Consider the following 12,997-nt stretch of genomic DNA (forward strand, 5'->3'; position numbering starts at 1 on the left):
GTCGCATCATCCGCCGGTGTGCCGTCAGAACAGTTTGACGGCGCCGCTGACGTAGAAGGTGCGGCCCGGCCCGGGAAGGGCACCGGCGCCGACGCCCGCCGCCTGGGTCCAGTTCACCTTGTCGAGGATGTTCTGGACGCCGCCGCGGAAGGTCCAGCGGCCGTGGATCAGCGCGCCCGACGCATCGACCAGGGTCGCGCTCGGCAGCGTGCGGGTCTGCGCGGCGTCGGCAAAATAGGCGCTCTTGTAGCGCGCACCCGCCGACAGCTGGAGCGTGCCGAGGTCCTCGGGCAAGCCGATGTCATAGTTGGTCCAGACGTTGCCGATCCGCTTCGGCACGTTCTGCACGTGATTGCCGACCAGAGCGGGCGACTGCGGATAGTCGGTGATCCGCGCATTCTGCAGCGTGAAGTTGCCGGTGATCGTCCACGACCGCAACGGGCGCAGGTTGATATCGCTTTCCCAACCCTTGGTGCGATACGAATAGACCTGCGCGGTGCTGAGGTTGCCGGTGCCGTTCGGGTCCGGCACGGCGAGGATGACGAACACGTTGTCGCGCTTGGTCTTGAAGATCGACGACGTCACGGTCAGCCAGGTGGCGGGCGTGAAGCGCAGCCCCGCCTCCAGCTGGGTGCCCTTGTCGGGCGTCTGGCCGATGCTCTGCGTCTCCTCGGTGTTGAACAACGGGTTGGTCGAGCTGGAATAGCCGCCGAAGACCGAGAGCGCGTCGACCAATTGATAGACCGCGCCGACGTCCCACGACACCGGATGATCCTTGCGATCGACCGGAACGCCCGGCACGAACGCACAGGCGGTGGCGGCGGGCGGCGAGCAGACATGCTGCGAGCTGGGATTGAGCGGGATGATCGTCCGCCCCTCGGCCGAGGTCTCGAACCAGTTCTGGCGCACCGAAAGACGCAGCTTCAGCCGGTGGGTCAGGTCGATCTGGCCGACGCCGTAGACGCCGTAGAAGCGCCCCTCCAGCTTCGCATTGTTGCAGCCGTGCGTGGCGTTGCACAGGAAGCTGAGCGACGACAGGCTCGTCTCGGGCGTCACCGGCGCATAGATGTTGGCGATGTTGGGCAGATCGGCGGTGCTGCGCACCGACGTCGCGTCGATCTTGCGCGCCTCGGCGCCCACCAGCAGCATCACCGGCATCGAGCCCGCATCGAAATGCCAGGTGGGCTCGGCCTGGAAGACGAAATCGTGGATGTTGTCGGTCTGCGCGCGAAGCTGCCGCGCCGTGAGCGAATAGGTGCTGCCGTTGCGCGTCAAAGTGCCGCCGACGTTGCGCGCGAGATCGACGTCGCGATCGGTATAAGCGGTGCGCACGTTCACCGTCAGCGTATCGTTCACCGCCCACGCATCGCTCAGCGCCACGCGCTTGATCGATTGGTTGGCGAAGGCGAACGGCGAATAATAGCGGTTTTCCGGGTTCACCGGCGCGGGCAGGCCGGTGCCCGTGGGCGGCGTGAATGGCACGCCCACCGCATCCGGCGTCGCGGCCAGATCGTGATATTCCAGCCGCAGGATGATAGTGTGGTTGGTCGGCCGGAAGGCGAGGCTGCCATAGACTTCGGCGGTCGAGTTGCGCTGCCCGCGATAGCCGTCGGTGTTCATATATTCGCCGTCGATCCGCGCGGAGACGGTCGAGGACAGCGGCACGTTGAGCGACACGCTCGAGGTGGTGGTGTCGAACGAGCCATATTGCTCGCTGACCGAGCCCGACAACGTGCCGTTCGGCTGGTAGCGGACGAGGTTGATCGAGCCACCCGTCTGCGCCGCGCCGAGCAATGCCGAGCCCGGCCCCTTCAGCACCTCGACCCGCTCAACGCCGGTCAGCGAGTGGATATACCCGCCGACGTCGGAGGTCGTGTCGGGCAGGCCGTCGGTCAGGAAGGATACGGGCAGGCCGCGCACCGAGAAGCGATCGTAGAAGCCGAACGCCATGTTGCCGCCCTCGCTCAGCCCGCTGACGTTGCGGATCACGTCCTTGAGCAGGACGCCGCCCTGCTGCTCGATCAGCTCGTGCGGGATCACCTGGATGCTGCGCGGCAGATCGGCGAGCGGCGTGCCGGTCTTGTCCAAGGTCGGCGCCTCGTCCAGCGGCGTCGTCGTCACCCCGGTCACGACGATCGTACGGACCGGCTCCTCCGCCAGGGCCGGCGTAAAGGCCAGGGCCGCCGGCGCGACCGCGCACGCCAGCTTCGTAAGTGCTTTCATTGATACCCCTTTTGGTATGCGACGCACCCATTCGATCCGCACGCCCGTCATTCGTTATGATCGGGCGCGGGCCTGCGGGGCTGCCCTGTATTCGGGCTCTTCCCGCCGGACGTCAAATCGTATCCGAAATCGAAAATGCGGGGAAACGGCGGCGGGGATTGTCGATGCTGGGCTGGGATCGATCTTCAGCCGGCCGGGGCGCGTCATGTTCGCGCGCGATATCAATACTGTTCAGGCGCCTGCATCGGGCAGAACGCCGGCGCGCTTCATTGCGCCAGAAGGTGATTAGCCCCCGCCGAGCGGGGGCTAATATTCGAATCAGCTATCGGAATGGCCGGTGCCGGGCACGGTGACCTTCGGCGCCTTGCCGTCTTCGATGCGACCTTCGTTGCGGAGATCGCGTCCTTCCCGGGCCTTTTCCTGGCTGGCCGGCGACTTGCCATGCTCGAAGGCTTCTTCCTTCACGAACCCGGCAGCTTCCTTGATCTCACCTTTGATGCTCATCATGGTCTCCTTTGAACGGGTCGAAATTCTCGACCTTGTTCAAGCGCTTGAGATCATGATTGGGTCCGCGCGCCATTCTGGCGGCGACATGTCGCGACCGCCCATCGCCCCGTCTTCAAGACCGGGCCACACTGCCAGCGCACGCCGGTCTGGCGCAAAAACCGATCGTGGATTCCATCGGCATGCTGCGCGAAATCGTAGAAGGTGATGCGGTGGTGCGCGAGGACCAGCGTGCCGCCGACCCGCAGAACCGCGGCGACCTGCTCGGCCAGCCGCTGCATGGCGCGCGCATCGAGATAGTAGAGCAGCTCGGCGATCACGATCGCGTCATAGGCGGCCCGCGGCGGCCGTGCGGGCACGACCAATCGCATCGCACGTGCGCCGCGAGCGCCGACGATCGCCCGTTCGACCAAGGCCGTGCCCTCGCCCGTGGCCTCGGTCGCGTCGAGCCGCAGCGCATGGCGGGCCAGAGAGCGGCTATTCGATCCGTTTCCGGCGCCGAGCTCGAGCAGGCGGCCCACGGGGCCGGGCGGCAGGCCGTGCAGGATCGCGCGTCGCTTGAGCGCCTCATCCGGATCGGTCCACGTCGACCACGGATCGTGATCGCCCGCAAACTTGTCGGCGAAACCCGCCAGCGCGATCGGATTCATGCGCGCACCGCAAAGCATTCCTGCGGGCGGACGAAAGCGCGCAGATGACGGTGCGTCATCGCGAAGCCGGCCTGGGCATCGGCGATGATCCCGGTCTGCGTACGATAGCCGCGCACGATACGGCGCTTCGCGGCCAGCGCTCGGCCGTCCAGTGGCACCCGGCAGCGGCGCGGGCCGCGCGCGGCGCCCTCGGGCCAGACGTGATAGCCAAGCCGCCACTCGCCCCGACGCCGAATGGCCGCCAACGCCGCGGCCACCGCAGCATGATCCGCATGCGCATCGGCCACGTCCGGGCCGGCGATCAGGTCGGGCGGCCGGCGGCGGTGCAATGCGCGCAGGATCGTCGCTCGCAGTCGCCGGGGATCGTCCGAGAGCTGGCCGTCGGGCAGATCGAGAAAGCGGACAGATCGCCCGGACAGACCCAGCCCGCGCATCGCCTGCAGCGTTTCGCGCCGGCGCGCGCGCACCAGCCGCTGGCGCGGCCATGTGATGCTGCCGGGATGCGATGCGCCGCCGTCACTCACGACGATCACCTCGACCACAGCGCCTGCGCGCCGCAATCGCGACATCAGGCCCCATGCGCCGATCGCCTCGTCATCGGGATGCGGGGCGACGACCAGCACGCGTCGCGCCGAAAGCGGATCGTTCCTCACAGCGTGGGCGTCAGGATGTTCGCGGCGACCGCGCCGCCGACGCGCGCGCGCTGCGCGTCCGGCCCCGGCTGGCGGAGATAGACCGCGAGATCGGCAAGCGTCGCCGCCAGTGGATGGTCGACGAACATCGCCTGCACCCCGACCGCCGCCTGCGCGATCGTCAGAGCACGTTCGCCCGCTTCATAAACCGCGACGCGAGCCGCGGCCACGCGGGCGAGCGTGCCGACGATATCGTCCGCGCGCCAGGATCGCGCGGCCGCCGCGACCGCATCGGCGGCCGATTGAGCCGCAAGGTAAAGCTGCGCAAGCCGCGCGGACTGGTGCGGGTCGGCCACACGATCCTGCGCGACCAGATGATCGCGCACCTGATCGACGATCGCGGCGATGCCGCCGGCCTGCACCGCCGCGAACCGGATCGCGCCGCCACCGAACCACGGCTCGCGAACATAATCGCCCGGTACGCCGATCAGCGCGTCGGCATCGACCGTCTGATCCGTCCAGCGGACGATATGCGTCTCGGACCGCTGCATGCCGGTCACGCGCCACCAGGTCCGGTCGATGATCGGCGCGACACGATCGAGATCGATCAGGATCAGCTGACGCTGTCCCTCGACGTCGACGGACACGATCGCGTGGGAAAGAACGCCCGCGCCCGACGCGAACGCCTTGGCACCGTCCAGCCGGCCGTCGCATAAAAGCAGCGGATCGCCGGGCTGATCGGCATTCCACACGCCAAATGCGGCACCGCGACGGGCCGCGTCCTGCGCATCGCGCGCCTGCCCCGGCGTGCCATAGCGCGCGATGATCTGGAGCGCGTCGACATGCCCCTCGAACACGCGCCCCAGCGGCAGATCGCGTCGCCCGACCCAATGGAGCAGGCGCAACAGCTCCAGCAGGGCAGCGGCGTCCTTGGGGTCGGCCAGGTCGTCCAGTCGCGCGGTGAGCGCCGCGATATCGGCGCGTTCGAGCGGCGGGTTCACGCCGCGCCGACCAAGTCGAATTGCTCGAACCCCGCGAGCAGCGCCTCGGCATGGGCGAGACTGACGGTGCGAAGGCCGCCCGGTGGCGCACCGACGATCCGGGCCGCAAACGCCTCGTCATTGACGCACTCGGCCGCGACCTGCTCGACCTCGGCGATCGGCAGGCCGAGCGCGATACCGAGCGACCGCACCTCCCCTGCCGCATAAGCCGCGCGCGCCGCCGCCTGCATCCGGAAGCGCCACGCTTCGTCGTCGGGATGCGCGACCTCGGGCAGGCCGATGGCCTGATCGAATGCCGCCAGCGCCGTGGCAAAGCCGCGATCGGCCCGACCGATCCGCCGGCTGGAGGTGCGCACGACCACGTCGGCGTCGCGGCGGATGCGATAGCCTGCCCGCGCGGCGGCATCCGCGACCGCCGCATCCTCGCCGTTCGCGAGCGGCCGGAAGCCATCGAGCGCACGATAGACCTCAGCGCTGAATGCAAGGCTCGCCCCGCTCGTCCAGTGGTGCGTCCGGTCGGCCTCCCATGGCACCGGATCGATCATGCGGCGAACCTCGTGCAGCCGGTCGAGATAGGTGCCGATCCGGTCGAGCATATCCCGCGTCCGCGCATCCGGCCGGACGATCCGGCCGGCGACGACGTCGCCATGCGTAAGCGCGGCGACATTGGCGGCGACCCAATCCGGTGCCGGCTCGCTGTCGGCGTCGGTCGTCAGCAGGATGCCATCGCGGCACGCCGCCGATGCGAGCGTCATGGCGCGGCGACGCGCCGCGCCCGCATTGGGTGGCCCACCGGCGTGACAGCACTCGCCGATGACAGGGAACGGAAGATCGGCCGCCATGCGTTCGACCAGCGCGCTGCTGCCATCGTCGCAATTGTCGAAGAACAGGCAGAGTGTGAAGCGCGGATTGCCCCGCTGCGCCGCCAGCGCCCCGAGCAGGCGCGGGAGCCGGACAGCTTCGTTGCGCACCGGCACGCCGATGGCGACCGACGCGCCGTCCGGCTCCCCAAGCGACAATGCCAGGTTCCGCGCCAGCATCAGCCCGCGTGGCTGGATGCTGCGTCGAGATCGACCTTCAGTTCGCGCGGCCAATAGCGCAGCGTGCGACAGGCCTCGACGAACGCCTTCGCATCCTTCGGCTTGGCGAGCGGCACGAAGCCGTCATCCAGTTCGAGCGGAACGCGCGCTTCGTCGAACAGCGGCTTCGCATTCGCCCCCACGCCGATGAACTTGCAGTGGGCGAAGGCATCCGAGACGAAATCCTTCGATGGCGCATCCCGCGCCAGCAATTGCACGCCAGCCGCCGAGGGCAGCACCGCCACCGCGTCAAACAGCACCGATGGGCCGCCGTCGATCTTCTGCTTGGCGGCGACCGCCGTGCCGTCATCCAGCGTCACCCCGCCGATCTTGGGCGCGACCACCTCCCACACCGCGCCCTCGGCATCGAGCGCGCCGGTCAGCGCCGTGAACAACGCTGCATCCGATCCATCGGTGAGGAAGATGCCCATCTTGCGACCCTTGAAGCTTTTCGGGCCGTTGCCGAGGATGCTGAGCGCGGGCGATGGCGGCAGGTCCAGCGTCGGCTTGGCGGCCTTGGCCGCATCCGGCAACGCCAGTCCAAGGCCATCGGCTACCGTCGCGGCGAGCCCCTCGTCGATGTTGCGCAAGTGCGAAACCGCCCGCGCACGGATGTCCACGCGCTCGACCTTCGACAGTTCGAACACGAGCGCGTCGCCGATATGCTTCTGCTCGACCGGCTGCTGGCTCACGAAGAATTGCCGTGCCTGGCTGTAGTGATCGGCAAACGTCTCCGATCGGATGCGCTGCTTGGTGGACTGCACGTCCGCCGGGAAGCTCTGGAACCCGATCTCGGGATTTTCGCGCGGGCCACCCTCCGGCCCCCAGCTATTGGGCTCGTAATTGGCGCGCCCCTTGGGGTTGCGCATCGCCATGTGGCCATCCTGCTGGAAATTGGCCACCGGGCAGCGCGGCGCGTTGATCGGCAGATGCGTGAAATTCGGGCTGCCGAGCCGCTTCAGCTGCGTATCGAGATACGAGAAATTGCGCCCGTGCAGCAGCGGATCGTCGGAGAAGTCGATGCCCGGCACGATGTTCTGCGTGCAGAAGGCGACCTGCTCTGTATTCGCGAAGAAGTTGTCGACGTTGCGGTTGAGCGTCAGCGTGCCGACGATGCGGACCGGAATATGCTCCTCCGGGATCAGCTTGGTCGCGTCGAGATGGTCGAACGGCAGGCTGTCCGCCGTCGCCTGATCGAACAATTGCACGCCGAGATCCCATTGCGGAAAGTCGCCGCTCTCGATCGCCTGCCACAGGTCGCGGCGATGGAAATCGGGATCGGCGCCGTTGATCTTCACCGCCTCGTTCCACATCACCGACTGCAGGCCCTGGCGCGGCTTCCAGTGGAATTTGACGAAGGTCGACTTGCCCTCGGCATTGACCAGACGGAAGGTATGGACGCCGAACCCTTCGATCGTGCGGAACGAGCGCGGGATTGTCCGATCGGACATCTGCCACATCACCATGTGCCACGCTTCGGGGGTCAGGCTGGCGAAGTCCCAGAAATTGTCGTGCGCCGACTGCGCCTGCGGGAAGGCCCGGTCGGGTTCCTGCTTCACCGCGTGGACCAGGTCCGGAAACTTCATCGCATCCTGGATGAAAAAGACCGGGATGTTGTTGCCGACAATGTCCCAATTGCCCTGCTTGGTGTAGAGCTTGACCGCGAACCCGCGCACGTCGCGCGCGAGGTCCATCGATCCCTTGTTGCCCGCCACGGTCGAGAAGCGGACGAACGCCTCGGTCTGCTGACCGACCGTGCCCAGCACGTCGGCGCGGCTATACTCGGCCAGGCTATTGGTCAACTCGAACACGCCGTGCGCGCCATAGCCGCGCGCATGGACGACGCGCTCGGGAATGCGCTCGTGATCGAAGTGGAAGATCTTCTCCCGCAGGATGAAGTCCTCGAGCAGGGTCGGGCCGCGCGGGCCGGCCCTCAGGCTATTCTGGTCATCCGCGACCGGCACGCCCTGCTGGGTCGTCATGGTCAGCGCCGCATCGGCTGTGGTCTGATGCGTCTCGCCGCCATTGCCCTGCGCCTCGGCATAGCTGGTCGGCAGGTCCGCCCCTGCCGGAAGCGGCGGCGCCTTCGCCGGACTCTCACCCTTGACCTTGCCCGCGGTCTTCATGCTCTTCGCCATCATGGAATCTCCAGTCGGCATGGTTAATTAGTATCCCCGCGCGACGTGGCCAGTCTTATATTTTTCCGTCAGAGTGGAACTTACCTACAGAGCGATCGTGGGCGCATTGGCGCCGCTAACCTGCATTAGTCGAGCGTTTTGATCGACCAGGATCGCGCTCGCTTCGTTGAGACCGACGATCTCGACTGCGATCCCGTGACGGCGCAACTTCGCGACGACATCGTCGAGAGCACCGACTGCTGTGATATCCCACAGATGCGCCGTGGTTAGATCGATCGTTACGTTCGCCGCGGTGTCGCGCAGATCGAACCGGTCCGCGAAGATGTCCGCGCTCGCGAAGAAGATTTGGCCCGAGACGACATAGGTCCGGCGATCGGCGGCCGGATCGTAGCGGCTGTCCACCGCCATCAGCCGCGTCACCTTGAACGCGAAGAAGACGCCGCTGAGCAGCACGCCGACCGCGACCCCCGCCGCGAGATCGTGCGTGGCGACCGTCACCACCACGGTCGCGAGCATGACGACGCCCGACATTCGCGGATGGCGCCCGAGATCGCGCAGCGATCCCCACGAAAAGGTGCTGATCGCGACCATGATCATGATCGCGACCAAAGCCGCCACCGGCACCTGCGCGACAATCGGGCGCAGCGGCACGATCACCGCGAGCAGGAACACGCCGGCGACCAGCGTCGAGAGCCGTCCGCGCCCGCCATAGCGCACGTTGCCGACGGTCTGGCCGATCATCCCGCAGCCGGCGATCCCTCCGAACAGGCCCGCCGCCATGTTGGCCACGCCGAGGCCGGTGCATTCGCGCGCCTTGGAGCTGGTCGTCTCGGTCAGATCATCGACCACGCTCGCCGTCATCATCGACTCCAGCAGCCCGACCGCCGCCATCGCCAGCGCGAACGGCGCGACGATCCGCAGCGTCTTCCACGTCATCGGCGGATGCGGGATCGCCAGCGTGGGCAATGCGGTGGCCAACCGGCCGAGGTCGATGACGGTGTGGATCGGCATCGGAAAGGCGATGCTGATCGCGGTCAGCACGACGATGCAGATGAGCGGCGACGGGATCGCGGTGGTCAGGCGCGGCAGCAGGTAGATGATCGCAAGGCCGAGCGCGATCATCGCATAAGTGTGCCAGGTCACGCCCAGCATCTGCGGCACCTGCGCCGAGAAGATCAGGATCGCGAGCGCGTTGACGAAGCCGGTGCGGACCGATCGCGAGACGAAGCGCATCAGCACATCGAGCTTCAACAGCCCGAACACGATCTGAAACAGCCCGGCGAGCAAGGTCGCGGCAAGAAGATATTGGATGCCGTAGCCGTGGACCAAAGCCGCTGCGACCAGCGCGACCGATCCGGCCGCACCGGAGATCATCGCCGGGCGACCGCCGAGAAAGGCAATGACGATGCCGATCACGAACGAGGCGAACAGCCCGACCTCGGGCGAGACACCGGCGACGAAGGAGAAGGCGATCACCTCCGGGATGAGCGCGAAGGTGCCGACCATGCCGGCCAGCACGTCGCGCCGCGCGGCGGCTGCGCCGGAAAACCATTCGGCGCGATAGTGCGAGAGCATGTTTTGGGAGGTCATGAAGCATTCCGCATGGGCCGCCCATGCGCTCGGTTTCGACGAGACGATCAGCTGGTGGGCGGTGTGCGTTGTCCGGCGGATCGGCGGCCGGAATAGCCACCCGGAATTTCACCGGGTCCAGAGCGAGTGGCGCCGGCTAACGCAGATCGTCCGGACCCGCAACGGCCATCTGCGCGCGCGGCCGCCCTACCGCGTCTCGCCCCAATAGAAGATCGACCGGTCGTCGTGGGTCGGCAGGCCGACGCCCTGTACCCGCGGCGCGACCCGGAACAGGCTGGACAGCATCAGCGCGATCAGCTCGGGCTGGCGTCCGGTATCGGTCTTGACGAAGATCTGCTTCAGATATCCGCGCGCGGTCAGCAACTTGATGCGCATCGCCTTGGCCGCCGCCATCAAGGTGGCGCCCTGCACCAGATGCCCGACAAGGCGTGTCTCCACCGGCGTGAGGCGGTAAAGCGCGCAGAGCGGAGGTAGCAGCCGCTGGGCATCGACGCGCGGATCGATCAGGTAGATCGCGGCGGCGGCCGCCCCCGGCCCAAGGCCGCTTATCGGCAACACCGTCGCCACGAGCGACGGCAGGCCCTGCCGGCGGACGGTCAGCATCGGCGCCAGCGACGGCGAACGAACGTCGCCGTCGGCGCCAAGGCTCGCATGGGCGAGCGCGGCCTGCAGCGACACCGCATCCGAAAGGTTGGTGGCGCGCACGCTGCCATTGATCCGGCACAATCCATTGCCGGTCGCGAGCAAAACCTCGGCCGACTGGTTGGCGTGGATGATGGTTCCGAAATCATCCACCAGCAGCAGCCCGGCCTCCCACGCGTCGACCGCATGCTGGAGCGCGGTGAACCGATCGATCCTGTGGCGATGCGCCCACCACAACCGCGCGATCCCCACGATGACCCCGCGGCGCGCCGACACGATCGAAAGCGCCGCGATGCGGGCCGCGGCGGGCCAGCTTGCCCGGCTGAGTGCGATCAGCAACGGCCCGGCACCATGGTCCGAAAGATCGAAGAGCAGCATCTCCCCGCAGCCATCCAGAACGACGCGCCGGCATCCGTCCGGCGGCTGCGGATCGGGCATTGCGAAACCGCAGGGCAGGATCTGGTCGATCGCGCGTTGCTCCAGTCCGACGGCACCGATCAGGACCGGGCTGCTGGAGAGTCGATCGAGATGTGCGAGCAACGCGCCCGCGGAATGCGCGGCGGTGGCGATTTCGCACAATATCGCCCTGATGAGGCCTTCCTCCGATTCGGCACGCTCCCGAAGAGAGGCGCACCGATGCCGCCCAGAGACAATGTCGTGGACGGCAGCTGCCATCGCAATATCCCCCCCCGGTTTGCGCGTGACGCATCTTTGTTCATGCCTCATACAATTTGGTCCGGCCCTGCATTTTAATCCAGGTTAAGTCATGAGAACTCAGCTTTATGGATATCGCGAGATCATCCGCAGCCAACGCCGAGTGTTGCTCGGTTCATCCGTCGCGGTGAGTCGATCTCGCCAAATAGATCAATCGCCCGGTTCAATCGGACTGCACATGGCATTCGATTGGGGGGCGATAAATTCCGGGCCTTCATGTTCAACCCCCGGGGGGGCGCAACAGCGTGTTGGTCGAGGGGCAAAGCGAAGGAGACGTGGCATCGGATGCCGTGCTCGGTGCGCTCGGCAGGCTCGGGACGCTGAGCAACGCCGATCATCGGCTGATCCGCTCAGGCTTGGGCGCGGGCATCCGCAGGTTCGATGCGCGATCGAGCGTGATGACCGAGGGCATGGGCCCGGCGCGTGGGCTGCTGGTCGTCGACGGGTGGGCACGCCAGTCGCAAACGCTGCCCGACGGGCGAACGCACCTGCACGAAGTGCTGATTCCCGGTGACCTTTACGACCTGAACATATTCTCGCGCGGCGTCGCCGACTGCTCGATCACGACGCTGAGCCGCGTGACGATCGTCGAGTTCCGGTGCGAGCGCCTGCGCCTGCTGGTCGAGCAGTCGGCGGCGCTGTCGCGCGCGCTGTGGCATCACACGCTGATGGCGACCGCCGTTTCGAGGGAGCGGGCGATGAGCATGGGGCTGCGCACCGCCGTCGAGCGCGTGGCGCATTTCTTCTGCGAATTGCACGCCCGGATGCGGGTGATCGGGCAAGCCGACGGCGTGAGCATGCCGATGCCATTGCCACTTACCCAGGCCGATCTGGCGGAGGCGACCGGCCTGACGCCGGTCCACGTCAACCGCATCCTCCAGGATTTGCGCACCCGCTCGTTCATTCGGCTGTCGCACCGTGAACTGGAGATCCTGAACATCGGCGGTCTTCGCGAAATCGCCATGTTCAACGACGCCTACCTCCTGTCCCCGCGACAGACGAGCAACGACGATCAACCTAAGTTATAAATAAAATCGGCCGCTTCCGTGACTTGTGTTAGTGTGGACGGACGCTGGAAGCCTCAAAACCTCCGTTGCGGGTCACGATGATCCTTCGACGCTCGGGAAAGGGGAATTCCATGAGACGAACGCCAAAAGTCCTCGCGGCGCTCGTCGCCACGCTGTGCGGGACGCATGCGTCGGCGACCCTGCTGCTTTCGCCCAGTTCGGGCGTGCCCCTCAGCCTTTTCTCCGGCTCGCTGGGAACATATGTCGACGGCGCAGAGCTCAGCGGGTCGGCGCAGACATTCTCCGGCACGATCCGCGCCGCCGTCTACCGCGAGGCGAGCGGAACGCTCGATTTTCTGTACCAATTCTACAATTGGGGGCCGGGAACCGACGGGGTCAGCAACGCGATCTCGCGGATGTCCTTCTATCAGTTCGATGGTTTCACGATCGACGCCGAATATAGTGATGCCGATCTCGACGGCGCCGGGATCTTCACCGTAGCGAACAATCCCGGCACAGCGGCGACGGCGGACCGATCCGACGGGGTCATCGGCATCAACTACGATGTCACCAACAAGGTCGCACTGGCGGAGACATCGTCGACCTATATCTTCCGTACCGATGCCACCAGCTACGGCGCCGGCACCGCATCGGTGATCGACGGGTCGACGCTGACCCGCACCGCATTCGCCCCCGCCGCCGTTCCCGAACTCGGCACGTGGATGGCGATGGCGGCGGGCTTCGGCATGCTCGGCCGCAGCGCGCGGGTCCGGCGCAGGTCGTCGTCGTCGCTGGCGTGACCACGCGCGGCGAACGA

The 12,997-nt window shown here is 66.8% G+C and carries 11 protein-coding genes and 1 other annotated feature; of the genes, 2 read left to right on the forward strand and 9 right to left on the reverse strand.

Going from position 1 to position 12,997, the window contains the following annotated elements; genetic code table 11:
* Positions 1 to 24 precede the first annotated feature (24 nt).
* The 9 genes from K8P63_RS12590 to K8P63_RS12630 all read right to left on the reverse strand — a co-directional run bounded on the left by K8P63_RS12590 (position 25) and on the right by K8P63_RS12630 (position 11,134).
* On the reverse strand, positions 25 to 2,223 hold the full coding sequence (locus K8P63_RS12590) for a TonB-dependent receptor (RefSeq protein ID WP_223796374.1): 2,199 nt from the start codon (positions 2,221 to 2,223) through the stop codon (positions 25 to 27).
* Between the two features lie 318 nt (positions 2,224 to 2,541).
* Complete coding sequence (locus K8P63_RS12595; protein ID WP_223796375.1) at positions 2,542 to 2,727, reverse strand: hypothetical protein; 186 nt, start codon at positions 2,725 to 2,727, stop codon at positions 2,542 to 2,544.
* A gap of 53 nt (positions 2,728 to 2,780) precedes the next feature.
* Positions 2,781 to 3,377 carry an SAM-dependent methyltransferase gene (locus K8P63_RS12600; protein WP_223796376.1) on the reverse strand — a complete coding sequence of 199 codons (597 nt, stop codon included), beginning with the start codon at positions 3,375 to 3,377 and terminating at the stop codon, positions 2,781 to 2,783.
* Entirely contained in the window at positions 3,374 to 4,000 is a 627-nt protein-coding gene (locus tag K8P63_RS12605) for a PIG-L family deacetylase (RefSeq protein WP_223796377.1), read from the reverse strand. Before K8P63_RS12605 ends, K8P63_RS12600 begins: the two co-directional genes overlap by 4 nt.
* A gap of 26 nt (positions 4,001 to 4,026) precedes the next feature.
* A complete protein-coding gene (locus K8P63_RS12610) occupies positions 4,027 to 5,010 on the reverse strand; it encodes an acyl-CoA dehydrogenase (RefSeq protein WP_223796378.1) in 984 nt (327 codons plus the stop codon).
* A complete protein-coding gene (locus K8P63_RS12615) occupies positions 5,007 to 6,050 on the reverse strand; it encodes a glycosyltransferase (RefSeq protein WP_223796379.1) in 1,044 nt (347 codons plus the stop codon). Before K8P63_RS12615 ends, K8P63_RS12610 begins: the two co-directional genes overlap by 4 nt.
* Positions 6,050 to 8,230: a catalase gene (locus tag K8P63_RS12620; RefSeq protein ID WP_223796380.1), complete on the reverse strand. Its 2,181-nt coding sequence runs from the start codon at positions 8,228 to 8,230 to the stop codon at positions 6,050 to 6,052. The genes K8P63_RS12615 and K8P63_RS12620 overlap by 1 nt, the downstream gene beginning before the upstream one ends.
* A gap of 81 nt (positions 8,231 to 8,311) precedes the next feature.
* Complete coding sequence (locus K8P63_RS12625; protein ID WP_223796381.1) at positions 8,312 to 9,817, reverse strand: SulP family inorganic anion transporter; 1,506 nt, start codon at positions 9,815 to 9,817, stop codon at positions 8,312 to 8,314.
* A 66-nt stretch (positions 9,818 to 9,883) separates the two neighbouring features.
* Positions 9,884 to 9,939 (reverse strand) — a sequence feature (sul1 is cis-regulatory element that is thought to sense ions involved in sulfur or methionine metabolism; They are found in Alphaproteobacteria).
* A gap of 64 nt (positions 9,940 to 10,003) precedes the next feature.
* Positions 10,004 to 11,134, reverse strand: a complete 1,131-nt coding sequence (locus K8P63_RS12630; protein ID WP_223796382.1) for a helix-turn-helix transcriptional regulator — start codon at positions 11,132 to 11,134, stop codon at positions 10,004 to 10,006.
* A 437-nt stretch (positions 11,135 to 11,571) separates the two neighbouring features.
* Here K8P63_RS12630 and K8P63_RS12635 point away from each other — a divergent pair, with 437 nt between their 5' ends.
* Complete coding sequence (locus tag K8P63_RS12635; protein ID WP_223799818.1) at positions 11,572 to 12,201, forward strand: Crp/Fnr family transcriptional regulator; 630 nt, start codon at positions 11,572 to 11,574, stop codon at positions 12,199 to 12,201.
* Positions 12,202 to 12,311: 110 nt separating this feature from the next.
* Complete coding sequence (locus K8P63_RS12640; protein ID WP_223796383.1) at positions 12,312 to 12,980, forward strand: hypothetical protein; 669 nt, start codon at positions 12,312 to 12,314, stop codon at positions 12,978 to 12,980.
* Positions 12,981 to 12,997 lie beyond the last annotated feature (17 nt).

The sequence above is a fragment of the Sphingomonas nostoxanthinifaciens genome (assembly GCF_019930585.1).
GTDB classification, from domain to species: Bacteria; Pseudomonadota; Alphaproteobacteria; order Sphingomonadales; family Sphingomonadaceae; genus Sphingomonas_I; species Sphingomonas_I nostoxanthinifaciens.

What these genes read in the sequence shown, in the direction of transcription:
- K8P63_RS12590 (WP_223796374.1), bottom strand. Translation starts at nt 2,223, where the DNA reads ATGAAAGCACTTACGAAGCTGGCGTGCGCGGTCGCGCCGGCGGCCCTG.
- K8P63_RS12595 (WP_223796375.1), bottom strand. Translation starts at nt 2,727, where the DNA reads ATGAGCATCAAAGGTGAGATCAAGGAAGCTGCCGGGTTCGTGAAGGAA.
- K8P63_RS12600 (WP_223796376.1), bottom strand. Translation starts at nt 3,377, where the DNA reads ATGAATCCGATCGCGCTGGCGGGTTTCGCCGACAAGTTTGCGGGCGAT.
- K8P63_RS12615 (WP_223796379.1), bottom strand. Translation starts at nt 6,050, where the DNA reads ATGCTGGCGCGGAACCTGGCATTGTCGCTTGGGGAGCCGGACGGCGCG.
- K8P63_RS12620 (WP_223796380.1), bottom strand. Translation starts at nt 8,230, where the DNA reads ATGATGGCGAAGAGCATGAAGACCGCGGGCAAGGTCAAGGGTGAGAGT.
- K8P63_RS12625 (WP_223796381.1), bottom strand. Translation starts at nt 9,817, where the DNA reads ATGACCTCCCAAAACATGCTCTCGCACTATCGCGCCGAATGGTTTTCC.
- K8P63_RS12630 (WP_223796382.1), bottom strand. Translation starts at nt 11,134, where the DNA reads ATGGCAGCTGCCGTCCACGACATTGTCTCTGGGCGGCATCGGTGCGCC.
- K8P63_RS12635 (WP_223799818.1), top strand. Translation starts at nt 11,572, where the DNA reads ATGACCGAGGGCATGGGCCCGGCGCGTGGGCTGCTGGTCGTCGACGGG.
- K8P63_RS12640 (WP_223796383.1), top strand. Translation starts at nt 12,312, where the DNA reads ATGAGACGAACGCCAAAAGTCCTCGCGGCGCTCGTCGCCACGCTGTGC.